We start from the raw sequence: 16,028 nt of genomic DNA, 5'->3' as shown, positions 1-16,028 counted from the left end.
GTGCACGAGCGCGCCGACACACCGTCCGTGACTTGCTCGTGGCGTCGTTTTGACAGACCCTCGGCACTCAGCGTTCCATTCTTCGCGGGGGCAGGTCTCACTCGTACCGGTGACGGCTCGACACCGCGGGACGCCGGCCCCGGCTGCCCGATCCGACCCGATCGAACTGTGAGCCGATGCCGCGCAGCACCCGCCAGCCCGGACGTCCGGGCGCCGCCGTGCCCTCGAGCCGGGCACGTCGGCCGTGGTCCGTCCGGGCGCACCTGTGGACCGTCCTCGCGGTCGCCGTCGTCGTGCTGGCTGCCTCCCTCGGCTCCGGCTACGTCTGGAGCGCCGCCCAGGCCGAGCGGTACGCCACCTCCCGGATGACCGACCAGGCGCGCATCGCCGCGCAGGAGATCACCGACGCCCTGGGCCTGGCGACCGACCAGGTCGAGCGCCTCGCCGCACAGCCGACGCTCGCCCTAGCCTTCGAGGGGCCGAACGACTGCACCCTGGTCGTGGGTGGGGGCGAGGCATTCCCGGACGCCCGTGCGGCGCTCGTCGCGCCGGACGGCCGGGTCGGGTGCTCGTCGGAGCCGTCGCTCGTCGACCTCGAGGTGCACGGCGGCTCACCGTGGCTCGCCGAGGCGCTCGGCGCCCCCGGGCTCACCATCCACTGGCCCGCGACGGACGCCGTGACCGGACGCCGGGTGGTGGTCGTCACCCAGCCCATCGCGGGCCCGAGCACCGAGCCGAACGACGGGCCGACCGACGGGCCGAGCACCGAGCCGGCCGGGGTGGTCGCGGTGTTCCTCGACGCCACCCACGCGGCCACGGCGCTCGCGACCACGCAGGCCCTCCCGGCCGACGCCGCCCTGCTCGTGGTGGACCGCACCGGGGCCGACGTCGTGTCCACCTCGACGCCGGACCGGGCCGGCGCCGACCCAGCGGCTGCCGACCCCGCGCCCGCCGGCGCAGCGCCCGCCGACGCCCCGCCAGCCGAGGCAGCCCCCTCCGACCCCGCAGCCCCCGACGCGTCCCGCGTCGGCGGGATGGGGGCGGGCGGCACCGGACGCTGGGCCGGACCGGACGGCGTGGTCCGCACCCAGGCGTCGGCCGACGTCGCCGGCCTGCCCTGGCGCGTGGTCGCGGGTCTGGAGCACTCGACCGTGCTGGAGTCCGCACGCGGGACGCTCGTCCGGCAGGCCCTCACCGGTGGCGCGGCGCTGCTGCTCCTCGCCGCCGCGCTCGCCGTCCTCGACCGCCGCGTCGCAGGACCGCTGCGTGCGCTGACGAGCAACGCCGTGCGCGCCCGGGACGACGCCGGGGACGCCCGTGTCCCCGAGGACGGCGCCGCGGAGCTCGTGGAGCTCGCCCGCGCCTACAACTCGATGCTCGACGTGCGCGCCGGGCAGGAGGCGCGACTGGCCTACCAGGCGTCGCACGACCGGTTGACCGGCCTGCCCGACGCCGACTGGGCGCGCGCCCGCCTCGACCTCCTGCTGTCCCGGGCGACCGGTCCCGCGCGCCCCGGTGTGCTCCATCTCGGTCTCACCGACTTCGACGCCATCGCCACGGGCATCGGACCCGACGCGGCCGACCGCGTCGTGATCGAGGTCGCGGCGCGGCTGCGGTCCGGCGTGCGGCCCGGCGACGCACTCGCGCGTGCGGCCGGCGACGGCTTCCTCGTGGTGTGCGAGGACCTCACCCGGGACGAGGCGATCGACCTCGCGCAGTCGTTGCACGTCGCCGTCGGTGAGCCGATGGGCTGGCCGGCGCCGGGCGTGGTCGTGCGGGTCACGGCCGGCATCGGGCTGGCAGCCGACGGGCCGGCAGCAGACGGGTCGGCAGCCGACGTATCGGCAGGCGACGGGTCGGCAGCCGACGGTCCCGTAGGCGATGACCCAGGCGACCGGGCGCGCGACGGCGGGCGGCACGCCGGGCGCACCGCCGACGACCTCCTCCGGGCGGCGGCCACGGCCCTGGGGCACGCCCAGTCCGGCGGCCGCGTGCTGTCGGTCTTCGACGACTCGATGCGGGTGCGCGCCACCCACCAGCTGGAGACCGAGCACCGGCTGCGTCGAGCGCTGGCCGGTGACGAGCTCGTCGTGCACTACCAGCCGATCGTCGACCTCGACTCGGGCCGCATCACCGGCGCCGAGGCGCTCGTGCGCTGGGAGGACCCCGAGCGCGGCCTCGTGCCGCCGCTGCAGTTCATCCCGGTCGCCGAACGGTCGGGCCAGATCACCGCGATCGGCGACCTCGTGCTCAGCCGCGCCTGCCGTCAGGCCGCGCAGTGGCAGCGCACCGACCACCCGTTCGTCATGTCGGTCAACGTCGCCGCCGCCCAGCTGCTCGACGACGACTTCGCCCGGTGCGTCGCCCAGGTGCTGCGGGACACCGGTCTGGCACCGCACCACCTGTGCCTGGAGGTCACCGAGAGCGCGGTGGTGCGTCGCGCCGGCGGTGGCATCGAGAACCTCCACCGCCTGCGTCGCCTCGGGGTCCAGGTCGCCGTGGACGACTTCGGGACGGGGTACTCCTCGCTGTCCTACCTGCAGCACCTGCCGATCACGTCGCTCAAGATCGACCGGTCGTTCATCACCCGCATCGAGCACGACGGGCGGGACCGGCACCTGGTCGACGCCGTGCTCGGCATGGCGCGCGCGCTCGACCTCGCCGTGGTCGCGGAAGGGGTCGAGACGGAGGGCCAGCGCGACCTGCTCGGCGACCTGGGGTGCGCGTCGGCGCAGGGCTACCTCTTCGGCCGACCGTGCCGGGCCGACGACTTCACGCCGCTGCTCGCACCGGGCGCCCGGGTGCGCTGACGCCCGACGTCAGGCCGGCGTGGGGTAGCCCTCGATGCCCGACAGCCGCAGCGCCTGGTCGACCGTGGGGCTCGACCTGAACGAGCACACCCCCGGTCCGCCGGCGGCCACCTGCAGGAGCATGAGCATGCGGACACCCTCCGCGCAGAAGAAGGTGACGTCGCGGCAGTCCACCTCGACCGGTTCGTGGCTCGAGCGCACGGCCCCCAGCACGCGGGTGAACTGCGCCCGCAGCGCCGTGTCGACCTCACCGGTGAAGCGCACGAGCAGGCGCCCGCGCCGTGCCTGGAGGGTGACGTCACCGGCGGGGCCGACGCCGGTCGGCGGGATGGTCCGGTACGGCAGGGTCTGGGTCATGGTGCGTCCTGACGATCACGGCGGCAGCGAGGTGCGGCGCGTCCTGCGGGCCGGGGCCCGACGGACGTCGTCGGCGACCCGCTCAGCGTGCCACGTCACCTGACGTCTTGACCAGGGTCGGCACCCATATGACTGACAGGCATCGGCTGCACCCGGCCGATCCCGCACCCGTCAGGACGACGCCCTGGCCGGCTCGGGGACGACGCGGTCCGGCCGCGGCGGCGCCGTCGACCCGCGGTGCAGCACCTCGGCGCTGAGCGACGTCGTCCTCGGCGGGCCCGGGGCGCCGATGACGTCGAGCAGCCGGGCGAGCGCGGCCTCGCCGAGGGCCACCGCGTCCTGCCGGACCGCCGTCACGCCCGGGGTCACGAGCCTCATCCAGGTGGCGTCGTCGTACGCCGCCAGGCTGAGGTCCGCCGGCAGCCGCAGTCCCACGTCGGACGCCGCCCGCCACGCCCCCTCGGCCAGCGGTGCACCCGCGGCGAACACCGCGGTGGGGGCGCCGGGACCCGTGAGCAGCGCACGCACCCGGTCCCGCGCGGTCGCGGCGTCCGGCGGGCAGGTGACGACCAGCGCGTCGTCGACCGGCACCCCGGCGGCGCGGCACACCTCGAGGTACGCGCGGTGACGGTCCCGCGCCGTGCTCGAGCCCGAGTCGTCGACGAGCAGGGCGAGCCGCCGGTGCCCCAGGGCCAGGAGGTGCTCGGTGACCTCCCGCGCAGCGGCGTGGTTGTCGACCACGACGGCGTCCACCGGGCCGTCACCGACGTGCCGGTCCACCTGCACCACCGGGACGCGCTGACCGGCGAGGAAGCTCGTCACCTGGTCGGACAGCGGCGCCACGAGCACCCCGGCGACGCGCAGCGCGACGAAGCGCCGGGCCGCCTCGACCTCCCCGCCAGCGGAGCCGTCCCCGTCGGCGAGGATCATCGCGAAGCCGCGGCGGCGTGCCCCTGGCTGATCCCGGCCGCGACGTCGGCGAAGAACGAGTCGCGCAGCTCGGGGACGAGGACGCCCACGGAGCGTGACACGCGCTCCTTGAGGTGCCGCGCCATGTCGTCGGGCACGTACCCGAGGGCGTCGGCGGCCGCCTGGACGCGCTCGCGCACCCCGAGGCCGACGTAGCCGCGGCCGGTCAGCGCGCGCGACGCCGTGGACCGCGACACCCCGGCGGCCTCGGCGACGTCCTTGATCGTGGCGCGTCGCTGCGCCGACCCCCGGCGGTGCGGCGGCTCGTCGGTGCCCGTCACTGTCCTCACCCGCCCGTGAGCGTCCCGCGCCGCCCGGTCAGCCCTTGGAGCCGGTGGTCGCGATGCCCTCGACGAAGTGCTTCTGGCCGAGGAAGAACAGGATGATCATCGGCACGGTCGTGATGACGCTGGCCGTGACGATGATCTCCCAGTGCCACTCCCCGCCGAAGCCGTAGCGGTCGACGAGCGACTTGAGCCCCCGGGGGATGGTGAAGGTGCTGGAGTCGCGCAGGTAGATGAGCGGGCGCATGAGGTCGGTCCACGCGGCCTGGAACTCGAAGAGCAGCGTCACGACGATCGCCGGCTTCGTCAGCGGCATCGCGATCCGCCAGAAGATGCCCCAGTTGTTCGCGCCGTCGATCTTGGCGGCCTCGAACAGCTCGCGCGGCAGCCCGAGGAAGAACTGCCGGAGCAGGAAGATGTAGAAGGCGCTGCCGAACAGGTTGCCGGCCCACAGCGGGTACAGGGTCCCGGTCAGCCCGAGGGAGTTCCAGATGAGGAACGTGGGGATCATGGTGACCGCACCGGGGAGCATCATGGTCGCCAGCACGAGACCGAACAGCGCCCCCGCCCGCGGAAGCGGAAGTAGGAGAAGCCCCACGCCACCAGCGCGCTCGAGACGGTGACCGTCGTGGCCGCCAGCACTGTGACGAGCAGGGTGTTGCCGAGCCACAGGAGCATCGGCGCCTCCTGCCACACCTCGACGTAGTTCGCCAGCGTGAACGTCTCGGGGATGATCTTGTTGTCGAACACCTCGCCGCGCGGCTTGAAGGACGCCGAGACCAGCCAGACGAACGGGTAGATGAAGATCACCGTGCACGCGAGGAGCGCGAGGATCACCAGGACCCGGCCCGGCGTCATCGGCTTGTGGTGGTCGCGGTGCAGCCCGCCGGTGTTGTCGACGACGGCGGCCCGGCCCACGTTCTCCCGCGCCATGGACTCGGTCGTGGCGTTGGGCGTCATCGCTGCTCCCCTCGTAGTAGACGAAGCGCTTGGAGACCCTCAGCTGCACGAGCGTGATGAGCAGGATGATGACGAACAGGACCCAGGCCAGCGCGGACGCGTAACCCATGTTGAGGAACTCGAACGCCTGGCGGAACAGGTAGATCGAGTAGAACTCGGCCGCCTCGTTGCTGTAGGTCGAGTTCCCGGCGCCGAAGTACGCGGTGTACGCCTCCGTGAATGACTGCAGCGCGTCGATCGAGTTGATGATGAAGATGAAGAACAGCGGCCCGCTGATCATCGGCACGGTGATCTTGATCGTCTTCTGCCACGCGTTCGCACCGTCCACGCGCGCGGCGTCGTAGAGCTCGGTCGGCACGTTGCGCAGCGCCGCGAGCAGGATGATGACGGACGACCCCACCGCCCACAGGCTCATGAGGATGAGCCCCGGCTTGACCCATGCGGAGTCCGTCGTCCAGTTCGGGCCGTCGATGCCGAACCAGCCGAGCACCTCGTTGATGAGCCCGTCCTGGCCGTTGAACAGCAGCAGCAGCAGCACGCCGACGGCGACCGGCGGCGTCATGCGCGGCAGGAAGAACGCGGTGCGGAAGAAGCCCGCCGACCGCCCGGCCTGGTTGAGCAGCAGGGCAAGGGCGAGCGAGACGACCACCTGCAGCGGGACCTGGATGATCGCGAAGTAGAACGTGTTGCCGATCGCCCGGCGGGCGTCGTCGTCGGTCACCAGCCGCTCGTAGTTCTCGAGCCCGACGAAGTTCGGGGCGTTGAAGACGTCGTAGTCCGTCAGCGACAGGTAGCCGCTGTACAGCACCGGCCACAGCGTGAGCACCAGGAACCCGAGGATCCACGGGCTGATGAACAGCAGCGCGGCGCGGGTCTCCCGGCGCCGGTTCGTGCGCTGCGCCTCGCGCGCCCGGCCGGGGCCGGACGACCCGTCGGCGGTGCGGGCGGCGCGCGCCGTGCGCGCGTCCCCCGCACCGCGGGTCGTGGTGCTCACGACGTCATCCCTCTTGCTCGTCCCAGGTGGCCCAGGCCTGGTCGAGGGCCTCCTGGGCCTCCTCCTGCCCCTGCTCGAGCGACTCCTGCGGCTCCGCCTGCCCGTTGAGGACGCGGTTGACGGCGTCCTGCCACGCGGACTTGAACTCGGCGTCGGCCGGGTTGGCCGGCAGCGAGAACGAGTTGTCGTTCGCGGTGTAGGCCGCGTCGATCGCGGACGCCCACGGCTCGGGGACGTCGTCGCCGATCATGTCGCGGATGGCTGCGTCGGCCTCGGTGTTGGCGGTGGGCTGCAGGCCGGTGAACGGCTGACCCTCCTCCGCCCGGATGTCCGCACGCGCCTGCGCCGCGGCCATCCAGGAGTCGGCCTCCGTCATGACCTTCATGTACCGGCAGGCGGCCTCGGGGTTGGTCGAGTCCGCCGGGATGGCCCACGAGGACCCGGACCCGTAGGCGAGCGGGTCGCCCTCGCGGTCGTGCACCGTGTCGAACACCATGGGGGCGTCCGGGGAGACGTCCTGGAGCACGTTGACGTACCAGGTCTCCATCGGCATGGCGCCCAGCACGTCGGTCGCGAACTGGTTGCCCTCACCGAAGAAGTCGGCCGAGTCGCGGTAGGCCTTGACCGCACCGAACCCACCCTGCAGGTCGTAGACGTTCACGGCCCACTCGAGTGCCTCCACGACCGCGGGGTCGTCGATGTGGGCCGTCCGGCCGTCCTCGGAGAGCAGGTCCACGCCGTTGGCCCTGGCCCACAGGGGCAGGAACTCGGGGAGCTTGCTGTCGAAGCCGATGACGCTGAGGCTGCCGCCGTCGTTCACCATCATGGCCTCGGTGGCCGCGGTGACCGCGTCCCAGTCCGAGCCGTTGACGTCGTCGATCGTCAGGCCGGCGGCGGACAGCAGCTCGGAGTTGGCCATCGTGATCGCCAGACCGTTGAACTCCGGGATCGCGTAGATCTGGTCGTCGAACGTCACCTGCTCGAGCGCGCTGTCGAGGTACTGCGACGTGTCGATGCCCTCGCCCTCGATGCAGCTGTCCAGCGGGATGATCGCGCCGCGCGAGGCGAAGGTGCCGATCTGGTCGCGGTTGGCGTACACGAGCTCGGGCGGGTCGCCCGCGGCGACGGCGGACAGGAACTGCTGGATGTCGAGGTCGCCCTCGATGAGCGTGACGTCGACCTCGGGCATCTGCTCCTCGACGCGGTCGAGGCGGGCGGTGGCGACCTCGTCACCGGCACCGAAGCCCATGATCGACAGCTCCCCGCTGAGCTCGGCACCGGAGTCGTACTCGGTGTCGTCGTCGCCTCCGGAGCCACCCGTGCCGGTCGCGCAGCCGGCGAGCGCGAGGCCGGCGGCGACGGTGAGGGCGGTCCAGCGCCATGGTGTTCGCTTCATCGGTTCATCCTCTTCGTCAGGGCCTGTGCGGCGCCTCGGAGGTGGGCGTCGTGCCCGTCGGGCGGACGGGCGGGCGCGCCGCCCGCGCTGGCGGGATCTCTCCGGTGCCCGATGGCTCGGCGTGGGTGCGCCAGCAGTGAGAACGTAACCACTTCGCTCCGGGGCCAGCAACCGGGGTGCGGGTCGCCGGGAGCCGCACGTCTGGCCGCCCCTACCCTGGGGTGCGCCCGCCGGGTGCCGGACCACGAACGGAGCTGCTCCATGCGCGTCGGCGTCATCGGCCTGGGCTCCATCGCCCGCAAGGCCTACGTGCCGGTCCTGGCCACGACGCCGGGCGTGACGCCGGTGCTGGTGACCCGCGACCCGCGCACGCTCGCCGACGTGGGCGACGCGGTGCGCGCGGCGGACCGGTTCACGTCCGTCGACGACGCGATCGACGCCGGCCTCGACGCCGCCCTCGTGCACACGCCGTCGTCCACCCATCCCGCGATCGCCGGCGCGCTGCTGCGTGCGGGCGTGCCCGTGCTGGTCGACAAGCCGCTCGCGACCGACGCCGCGGCGGCACGCGCGCTCGTCGACGTCGCCGAGGCCGCCGGGGTGACGCTCACGGTCGGCTTCAACCGGCGGCACGCACCGGCGGTCACCGAGCTCGCGGGTTGGCCCGACCGTGACGTCGTCGTGCTGCACAAGCACCGGTCGCACCCGCTCGGGCCCGCGCGGGACATGGTGTTCGACGACTTCATCCACGTCGTGGACACCGTCCGGTTCCTCGTGCCGTCGCCGCTGGCGGACCTGCGCATCCAGGTCCGCACCGCCGACGACGGCGCCTGCCGCCGGGTCGCGGTCCAGTTCACCGGCGAGGGACGGCTCGCGATCGGGATCATGAGCTGGACGGCCGGGATGTCGCACGAGCTGCTCGACGTCGTCGGGGACGGTCGCCGCCGCCAGGTGACCGACCTCGCCGACGTCGTCGACCTCGTCGATGACGAGCGCCTCGTGCGCCGCGACGGGTGGGCCCCGGCGACGCGGCTGCGCGGCTTCGACGCGATGTGCGCCGAGTTCCTCGGTGCGGTCCGCGACGGCCGGCGGATGCACGCGACCGACGCGCTGGTCACGCACGACGTCTGCGAGCAGGTCGTGCGGGCGGCCGAGAAGGCGGCTCAGCCGGCCTGAGGCCCGCTCCCCCACACCCCCGAGGTGCCACGCCGGTGGCTGCCGAGCAGGTGGGTGTCGACGATCCCGACGGCCTCCATGAGCGCGAACATCGTGGTCGGCCCGACGAACACGAAGCCGCGGCGGCGCAGGGCCGCGGCGAGCGCCTCCGACTCGGGCGACCGGGTCGGGACCTCGGCCGCGGTCCGCGGGCGGGGGTGCGCTCGGGCCGGTGCGACCAGACGAGCTCGACCAGGCCGCCGTCGTCCCGCAGCGCGACGGTGGCGCGCGCGTTGGTGACCGTCGCGAGGACCTTCGCGCGGTTGCGCACGATGCGGGCGTCCGCCAGGAGGCGGGCGACGTCGTCGTCGGTGTAGGCCGCGACCCGGTCGGGGTCGAACCCGTCGAAGGCCTCCCGGAAGGCGGGGCGCTTGCGCAGGATGGTCGCCCACGACAGCCCCGACTGAAACGCCTCGAGGGTCAGCCGCTCGAACATGCCACGCTCGTCGCGGACCGGCATCCCCCACTCGGTGTCGTAGTACGTGCGCAGCAGCGGGTCGGTCGCCGCCCAGGCGGGCCGGGCCAGCCCGTCCTCCCCCACGACCGTGCCGTCCGGCACGTCGGCGACCGGGGCTGCGTCCGGGCGCGCGGTTGAGCCCGCGCCTGAGCCCACCGCCGGGCGCGCGGCCGTGCTCGGGGCCGGGTCGCGGACGTCGTCGGTGGGCACGCACCCACGGTAGCCAGCCGCGGGTCCCGAGGTCCGCGGATGCCCGACGACGCCGCCCGGGGCACCCTGGGGCAGGACCGGACAGGGGGCCTCGCGTGATGCTGCCGACCATCTCCACCCTCGACGAGCTCGTCGGGCTGGTGGAGCAGGGGGACGCCGACCTGTACGTCCGGTGGTCCCTGGGCCCGCACACCGACCTGGACGGTGACGGCCGCGCGACCAGCCGGGACGCCCTCACCGGCATCGAGCTGCCCGGTGTCTCGGCCAACTCCCTGCGGGTCGAGCCGTGGTGGGGCGACCGGCCGCTCCGGCTCTGGGTGGCCCGCCGGCTGTACGACTACCGCCACCTGCGCGACCTGCGCGGTCCCGGCGTGCGCGCGTGGATCCTGCGGGGCCGGGAGTGCAGCCGCGGTCCGGACAACGAGCCGCTGGTGCAGGACATCCACCCGGTCGCGTGGGTCGACGACGCCGCCCTCCATGAGTGCGAGCGGCTCGTCGCGGAGCAGCACTCCCCGGAGTGGGGACCGCTGGACCGGCGCGGCTGACCGAGCGCCTCAGCCCCCGGGGCGCCCGAGCGCGAGCAGCGCGATGTCGTCGCTGCGGTGCCCGGACGCCAGTGCCGCGAGCAGCGCGTCGCAGAGCAGCTCGGGGTCGTGGGTCCCGGCTCCCGCGGCCGCGCGGCGCAGGCGCTCGAGGCCCACGTCGAGCGACTCCGTCCGGGTCTCGATGAGCCCGTCGGTGTACAGCAGCATGGTGGTCCCGGGGGCACCGTGCCGGACCACTCCGGCGCGGCCCCGAGCCGGACGCCGAGCGGCGTCGTCGGCTCCACTGGCAGCCCGTGCGCCTCGCCGTCGCTGACGAGCAGCGGCGGCGGGTGCCCGGCCGAGGCGAGCAGAACCCGACCGGTGGCGGGCCAGAGCCGGCCGAACACCGCGGTGGCCATGCGCTCGAGACCGAGCACGGGCCAGCTCGCCTGCATCCGGTCCACGACGGCGGCGGGTGACGCCCCCTCGGCGACCAACGCGCGGTACACGCTGCGGATCTGACCCATGGTGGCGGCCGCGGTGAGGTCGTGCCCGACGACGTCGCCGACCGCGAACGCGATGGACCCGTCCGCCAGGGGAAGGACGTCGTAGAAGTCCCCACCGACCTCGGCCCACCGGGAGGCGGGCAGGTACCGCACACCGACCTCGAGGCCCGCGACCGGGGGCGGCGGCGGCGGCAGCAGCCCGGCCTGCAGCGCGTGGGAGGCGCGGTACTCGACGTCGAACCGCTCCGCCCGCGCGGCCACGAGCGCGACCTGCTGCCCGAGCTCGAGGGCGATGTCGACGTCGGCCTCGGTGAAGGGCGGCCGGTCCGGTCCGGCGGCGAGCGTGATCGCCCCGAGCAGGCGGTCCTCGGTCAGGAGCGGGACGGCGATGAACCCGGCGAACCCGGCGCGCAGCGCGAGGTCCAGGTGGCGCTCGTCGCGGGTGCCGGCGGCGAGCCACGCGCGGTCCACCGTCGGCCGCCACACGACCTTCCCGTCGAGGAGCGCCTGCACGGCGGGCGACGAGTCCGTCAGCGTCGGGGAGTAGTCCCGTACGACCTCGTCGACCAGCGGCTGCAGCGCCGGGTCGCCGTGCCGGCCGACCATCCGGACCGGGCCGGCGTCGGTGAGGATGTCGATGAGGCAGATGTCGGCGAGCGCGGGCACCGCGACCTCCGCGAGCCGCTCCAGCGTGTCGCGGAAGTCCGTGGCCGCGGCGAGAACGGTCGCGGCGCGCAGGAGGAACGACGACCGCCGGGCCGCCGCAGCGGCGTTGTCGGTCAGCCGCGCCCGCTCGAGCGCCTGCCCGGCCTGGCGTCCGAGCGTGCCCATGAGGCTCGCCGCGACGTCCGTCACCTCGCGGTCGGGCGGCAGCTCGACGGCCAGCACACCGAGCGGGCGGCCCCCGGTGACGAGCGGCACGAGCGCGAGCCGGCTCGTCCCCGGCGCGGTCGTGACCTCCGCCAGCGGGCCGGGCGGGGCGTCGTCGGGCGCCGGCTCGATCGTCTGCACCGCCCCCTCGGTGAGGCACGCGCGGTGCGGGAGCCTCGACGTCGGCCCGATGCGGCGGACGGACGGCTGCTCCGTCCCGGTCCACGCCACGACCACGAGGTCGCCCCCACCCGGGGCGTCCGGGGCGCCGTCGAGGAGCCAGACGGTCGACCCGCGGGCCGCCAGCGCGGGCCCGGCGGCGGACGCGATGACCTCGACCACCTCCGGGGACGACGACGCCGCGGCGAGCCGCTCCAGGACCTCCTGCAGCGCGCGCATGCGCGCCTCGGACGCCTCCGCGGCGCGCCGTGCACGCAGCAGCTCCAGCTCGTACTCCCGGCGGTGCGTCGCGTCGAACACCGTCGTGCGCACCAGCGCCGGCGTGTCGCCCTCCGCGGGGCGCCGGGCGGCGCTGAGCAGCACCGGCATCGTCGACCCGTCGGTCCGCACGACCTCCAGCGCGATCTCCTGCACGCTGCCGTGCAGCTGCAGCATCGGGGCGTAGTGCGTCTCGTGGAACAGCCGCCCGCCCGCGCTGAGCAGGTCCCGCAGCCGGGTGCGGCCGAGCAGCTCCTCACGGGTCCGTCCCGTCCACCGCAGGAACGTGTCGTTGACCCGGACGATCATGCCGTCGAGCGTCGTGGTCAGGTATCCGCAGGGCGCGTCGTCGTAGAGCTCCTCCGCGGACTCGTCGGGCAGCACGGCAGCCGCGCCCGACGCCGCACCCTCCGTCGACCGGAGCGGGTCGGTCATCCGGTGGCCGCCGCGCCCAGGAACGACCGGATCGCGGCGATCGTCTCCCGGGGGCGCTGAGGTGCGGGCAGTGGCCGGACGTCTCGAGGACGGTCAGCGTGCTCCCCGGATCTGCTCGTGCACGTAGCGGCCGACCGTCGGGGGCGCGATGGCGTCGTCGGCGACCTGCAGCACGAGGGTGGGCACGCCGACACCGGCGAGGTCCGACCGGTTGTCCGACCGGAAGGTCACCTCCGCGAACCGCCGCGCGATGGCGGGGTCGGCGCGGCAGAAGCTCGCGGTGAGCTCGGCGCCGGTCACCGGGTTGTCGGGCCCGGCGATCACCGGCGCCATCTGCGCCGACCAGCCCAGGTAGTTGCTGTCCAGGGACTCGAGCAGACCGTCGATGTCCGCCTCGGTGAGCCCGCCGACGTAGCCCTCGTCGTCGGCGTACCGCGGCGACGGCGAGACCATGACGAGCGACGCGAAGAGGTCGGGCGCGCGGGTGACGGCCAGGACGCCGATGATCGCGCTGACCGAGTGCCCCACCAGCACGACGTCGGTCAGGTCGAGCTCACGGCACAGCGCCACGACGTCGTCGGCGTACCCGTCGAGCGAGGAGTAGCGGTCCGGGTCGTACGCGCCGGGGTCGGACCGACCTGCGCCGACGTGGTCGAACGTGATCACCCGGTGGTCGCGCTCGAACTCCGGCGCCACGAGCCGCCACATCGTCTGGTCGCAGCCGAACCCGTGGGCGAACACCATGGGGCGACCGGTGGGGTCACCCGAAACCGTGACGTGGTGACGGACGGTGGCGGACATGGGTCCGAGCCTACGACGGTGCGGCGCGCCCCCAAGGCGCGCCGCGCGGGATCCGGTCGCCCCGGGGCGCCCCGCGCTAGAGCCGGTCGGGATCGTCCCAGGACTCTCCCGCGAGCTCGTGCTCGTGCCACTTCGCCTCGGTGCCGGCGAGCGAGCGGGGTCCGGCCTCGGGGTGGCCGCCACCGCGGACGTCGGCGCCGCCGGTCGCGTGCCCGTCCTCCCGCGGGGCGGGGGTGGTGCGTCGGCGAGGCCACCGGCGTTCGTGCCCTCCGGCTCGACGAGGTCGTCGGTGTGCGCGTCGGGGTCGGCGGGGTCGGGGATGGGGGTGCTCATGGCTCTGTCCTACCGCGCGCGGCCGGCGCCCGCATCCGCCGGGCCCGACCGTCGGTGCCCGACCGTCGGCGCCTGGCCGTCGGCGCCTGGCCGTCGGCGCCTGGCCGCCGGTGCCCGGCCGTCGGCGCCTGGCCGCCGACGGCGCGCTCTCACCGCGCGAGCCGGGCCGAGGTGGGAAAGGATCGGGGTCTGGGCCCCGCGCGGGGCCGGACCTGAGCACGCCGTCGACGCATCGACCGGAGGACCGTCATGACCGATCTCCCCAAGTTCACCGTCCCCTCGCTGACGCCCGAGGAGGGCCGGACCGTCGCGGACGCCCTGCAGGGCCGTCTGCACGCGCTCAACGACCTGGCGCTCACGCTCAAGCACATCCACTGGAACGTGGTCGGGCCGCACTTCATCTCCGTGCACGAGATGATCGACCCGCAGGTCGACGCCGTCCGCCTGATGGTGGACGCGATCGCGGAGCGGATCGCGACCCTCGGTGTCCCGCCGCAGGGCACGCCGGGCGCGCTCGTGGCCGCCCGCACCTGGGACGACTACTCCATCGGCCGCGCCGGTGCCATCGAGCACCTCGGTGCGCTGGACGTCGTCTACCAGGGAGTCATCGGCGACCACCGCGCCGCCGCCGAGGCCGTCGAGGACATCGACGACGTCACCAACGACCTGCTGGTGGGCCACCTGCACGAGCTCGAGCTGTTCCACTGGTTCGTCCGTGCGCACCTCGAGTCCGCCGGCGGCAGCCTGAGCACGGACGGCGAGAGCACCGAGAAGGGCTCCGCCGCGCAGGCGGAGGAGGGTGCGCGCACCGGCACCGAGTGAGCCCGGTGCCGGAGCGCAGGCGCGCACTGCGCACCGCGCTCCGGCACAGCGCACCGGCACAGCGCACCGGTACCACCGCACGACAGAGCCCCCAGGACCTCGGGTCCCGGGGGGCTCTGTCGTGCTCACCGGCGTGCGGCGGCCGGCGCACGCCGGCCGGCGGCGGGGCGTCAGCCGCGGCGGGCGCCCGCCTCCTCGCCGATCTTGTGCACGAGGATGGAGTTCGTGGTGCCGGCCACCCCGACCGGCGCACCGGAGACGACGACGACGTAGTCGCCGAGCTCCGCGAGGCCGTTGGCCCGCAGGGTCTGGTCGACCTGCTCGACCATCGCGTCGGTGCTCGCCACCTCGGCGACCTCGTACGTCTGCACGCCCCAGCTCAGGGACAGCACGTTGCGCACCGCGGTCACCGGGGTGAACGCGAGCAGCGGGATCGAGGACCGCAGGCGCGACATCCGCCGCGCGGAGTCGCCGGACTGGGTGAAGGTCACGAGGAACTTCACGCCCACGATCTCGCCGATCTCGGCGGCGGCCCGGGTGATCGCGCCACCGCGCGTGTGCGGCGTCGAGCCGAGGGGCGCGATCCGCTCGCGGCCGAGCTCCTCGGTGTTCTCGATGATCCGCGCCATGGTGCGCACGGCCTCGATCGGGTACTCCCCCACGCTGGTCTCGCCGGAGAGCATGACCGCGTCTGCGCCGTCGAGCACGGCGTTGGCGCAGTCCGACGCCTCGGCACGGGTGGGACGCGGGGCCGAGATCATCGACTCCAGGACCTGGGTCGCGACGATGACCGGCTTGGCGCTGCGGCGAGCGAGCTCGACGGCACGCTTCTGGACCAGCGGCACCTGCTCGAGGGGCATCTCGACACCCAGGTCACCGCGGGCGACCATGATGCCGTCGAATGCCTCGACGATCTCGACGAGGTTGTCCACCGCCTGCGGCTTCTCGACCTTGGCGATGACCGGGACGACCCGGCCCTCCTCCTCCATGATCCGGCGGACGTCGTCGTAGTCGGCGGCGTTGCGCACGAAGGACAGCGCGATGAGGTCAGCGCCGATCTTCAGGGCCCAGCGCAGGTCGGACTCGTCCTTGTCGGACATCGCGGGCACCGACACGGCGACGCCCGGCAGGTTGAGGCCCTTGTTGTTCGAGACGGGGCCGCCGACCTCGACGCGGGTCACGACGCGCGGGCCCTCGACCGCGGTGACGCGCACGAGCACGCGGCCGTCGTCGATGAGGATCGGGTCGCCCACCCGGGCGTCGCCCGGCAGGCCCTTGTGGGTCGTGGAGACGAGCTCCTTGGTGCCGGGGACGTCCTCGGTCGTGATCGTGAAGACGTCGCCCTCGGCGAGCTCGTGCTTGCCCTCGACGAAGCGGCCCAGGCGGATCTTGGGGCCCTGCAGGTCGACGAGGACGGCGACCGAGCGGCCGGAGGCCTTCGCCGCGGCGCGCACGTTGTTGTACACGCGCTCGTGGACCTCGGTGTCGCCGTGGCTGCGGTTGAGCCGCGCCACGTCCATGCCGGCGTCGACCAGCGCCTGGATCTGCTCGGCGGACTCGGTCACTGGTCCGATGGTGCACACGATCTTTGCTCTACGCATGGCTCCAGCCTATGTCGGTGTTGAGGTCTGCGCCGTCGCCGCACGCCGC

General features: G+C 74.0%; 11 protein-coding genes and 4 pseudogenes. 4 read left to right on the top strand and 11 right to left on the bottom strand.

The genetic code is table 11. The features are described 5' to 3' along the window. Positions 1–176 precede the first annotated feature (176 nt). Entirely contained in the window at positions 177–2,810 is a 2,634-nt protein-coding gene (locus tag REH70_RS06775) for an EAL domain-containing protein (protein ID WP_310753349.1), read from the top strand. Between the two features lie 9 nt (positions 2,811–2,819). Here the strand turns inward: REH70_RS06775 and REH70_RS06770 are convergent, their stop codons facing one another. From REH70_RS06770 to REH70_RS06750, 6 genes and pseudogenes are all read right to left on the bottom strand, one after another. Beyond that, positions 2,820–3,167, bottom strand: a complete 348-nt coding sequence (locus REH70_RS06770) for an STAS domain-containing protein (RefSeq protein WP_310753347.1) — start codon at positions 3,165–3,167, stop codon at positions 2,820–2,822. Positions 3,168–3,338: 171 nt separating this feature from the next. Beyond that, on the bottom strand, positions 3,339–4,097 hold the full coding sequence (locus REH70_RS06765; RefSeq protein ID WP_310753346.1) for a substrate-binding domain-containing protein: 759 nt from the start codon (positions 4,095–4,097) through the stop codon (positions 3,339–3,341). Beyond that, on the bottom strand, positions 4,094–4,426 hold the full coding sequence (locus REH70_RS06760; protein WP_310753345.1) for a LacI family DNA-binding transcriptional regulator: 333 nt from the start codon (positions 4,424–4,426) through the stop codon (positions 4,094–4,096). The genes REH70_RS06765 and REH70_RS06760 overlap by 4 nt, the downstream gene beginning before the upstream one ends. Positions 4,427–4,454: 28 nt before the next feature. Further along, positions 4,455–5,380 (bottom strand): annotated as a pseudogene (locus REH70_RS20510) (carbohydrate ABC transporter permease). A gap of 82 nt (positions 5,381–5,462) precedes the next feature. Then, positions 5,463–6,029: pseudogene (locus REH70_RS20505) on the bottom strand (carbohydrate ABC transporter permease); the annotation flags it as partial. A gap of 349 nt (positions 6,030–6,378) precedes the next feature. After that, entirely contained in the window at positions 6,379–7,770 is a 1,392-nt protein-coding gene (locus REH70_RS06750; RefSeq protein ID WP_310753343.1) for an extracellular solute-binding protein, read from the bottom strand. Positions 7,771–8,031: 261 nt separating this feature from the next. Between REH70_RS06750 and REH70_RS06745 the strand changes: the two genes are divergently transcribed. Further along, positions 8,032–8,943, top strand: a complete 912-nt coding sequence (locus tag REH70_RS06745) for a Gfo/Idh/MocA family oxidoreductase (protein WP_310753342.1) — start codon at positions 8,032–8,034, stop codon at positions 8,941–8,943. Here the strand turns inward: REH70_RS06745 and REH70_RS06740 are convergent. Beyond that, positions 8,931–9,541: pseudogene (locus REH70_RS06740) on the bottom strand (DNA-3-methyladenine glycosylase I). The gene REH70_RS06745 and the pseudogene REH70_RS06740 overlap by 13 nt on opposite strands. 206 nt (positions 9,542–9,747) lie before the next feature. On the opposite strand from REH70_RS06740, the gene REH70_RS06735 reads away from it, so the two are divergent. Then, entirely contained in the window at positions 9,748–10,194 is a 447-nt protein-coding gene (locus tag REH70_RS06735) for a DUF6098 family protein (RefSeq protein ID WP_310754167.1), read from the top strand. 9 nt (positions 10,195–10,203) lie between these two features. On the opposite strand, the gene REH70_RS20500 is transcribed toward REH70_RS06735, so the two are convergent. The 3 genes and pseudogenes from REH70_RS20500 to REH70_RS06725 form a co-directional block, all read right to left on the bottom strand. Beyond that, positions 10,204–10,401 (bottom strand): SpoIIE family protein phosphatase, encoded by a 198-nt coding sequence (locus tag REH70_RS20500; RefSeq protein WP_396134732.1) that lies wholly within the window; start codon positions 10,399–10,401, stop codon positions 10,204–10,206. 56 nt (positions 10,402–10,457) lie between these two features. After that, positions 10,458–12,422: pseudogene (locus tag REH70_RS06730) on the bottom strand (SpoIIE family protein phosphatase); the annotation flags it as partial. A 93-nt stretch (positions 12,423–12,515) separates the two neighbouring features. After that, a complete protein-coding gene (locus REH70_RS06725; protein WP_310753340.1) occupies positions 12,516–13,223 on the bottom strand; it encodes an alpha/beta hydrolase in 708 nt (235 codons plus the stop codon). 582 nt (positions 13,224–13,805) lie between these two features. On the opposite strand from REH70_RS06725, the gene REH70_RS06720 reads away from it, so the two are divergent. Continuing rightward, on the top strand, positions 13,806–14,378 hold the full coding sequence (locus REH70_RS06720) for a DNA starvation/stationary phase protection protein (protein WP_310753339.1): 573 nt from the start codon (positions 13,806–13,808) through the stop codon (positions 14,376–14,378). Positions 14,379–14,548: 170 nt separating this feature from the next. On the opposite strand, the gene pyk is transcribed toward REH70_RS06720, so the two are convergent. Next, the gene (gene pyk / locus REH70_RS06715) at positions 14,549–15,979 is read right to left on the bottom strand and encodes a pyruvate kinase (RefSeq protein WP_310753338.1); all 1,431 of its coding nucleotides are present in this window, start codon (positions 15,977–15,979) and stop codon (positions 14,549–14,551) included. Positions 15,980–16,028: the final 49 nt, after the last annotated feature.

Origin of the sequence: Cellulomonas sp. ATA003 (assembly GCF_031582905.1) — a bacterium.
Taxonomy (GTDB): domain Bacteria; phylum Actinomycetota; class Actinomycetes; order Actinomycetales; family Cellulomonadaceae; genus Pengzhenrongella.
Note: the sequence above shows the minus strand (reverse complement) of the source record. Positions and strands in the feature narration are given on the sequence as shown.

Coding starts and splice junctions, on each gene's coding strand:
- REH70_RS06770 (WP_310753347.1), bottom strand. CDS start 3,167: ATGACCCAGACCCTGCCGTACCGGACCATCCCGCCGACCGGCGTCGGC.
- REH70_RS06765 (WP_310753346.1), bottom strand. CDS start 4,097: ATGATCCTCGCCGACGGGGACGGCTCCGCTGGCGGGGAGGTCGAGGCG.
- REH70_RS06745 (WP_310753342.1), top strand. CDS start 8,032: ATGCGCGTCGGCGTCATCGGCCTGGGCTCCATCGCCCGCAAGGCCTAC.
- REH70_RS20500 (WP_396134732.1), bottom strand. CDS start 10,401: ATGCTGCTGTACACCGACGGGCTCATCGAGACCCGGACGGAGTCGCTC.
- pyk (WP_310753338.1), bottom strand. CDS start 15,979: ATGCGTAGAGCAAAGATCGTGTGCACCATCGGACCAGTGACCGAGTCC.
- REH70_RS06720 (WP_310753339.1), top strand. CDS start 13,806: ATGACCGATCTCCCCAAGTTCACCGTCCCCTCGCTGACGCCCGAGGAG.
- REH70_RS06775 (WP_310753349.1), top strand. CDS start 177: ATGCCGCGCAGCACCCGCCAGCCCGGACGTCCGGGCGCCGCCGTGCCC.
- REH70_RS06750 (WP_310753343.1), bottom strand. CDS start 7,770: ATGAAGCGAACACCATGGCGCTGGACCGCCCTCACCGTCGCCGCCGGC.
- REH70_RS06735 (WP_310754167.1), top strand. CDS start 9,748: ATGCTGCCGACCATCTCCACCCTCGACGAGCTCGTCGGGCTGGTGGAG.
- REH70_RS06725 (WP_310753340.1), bottom strand. CDS start 13,223: ATGTCCGCCACCGTCCGTCACCACGTCACGGTTTCGGGTGACCCCACC.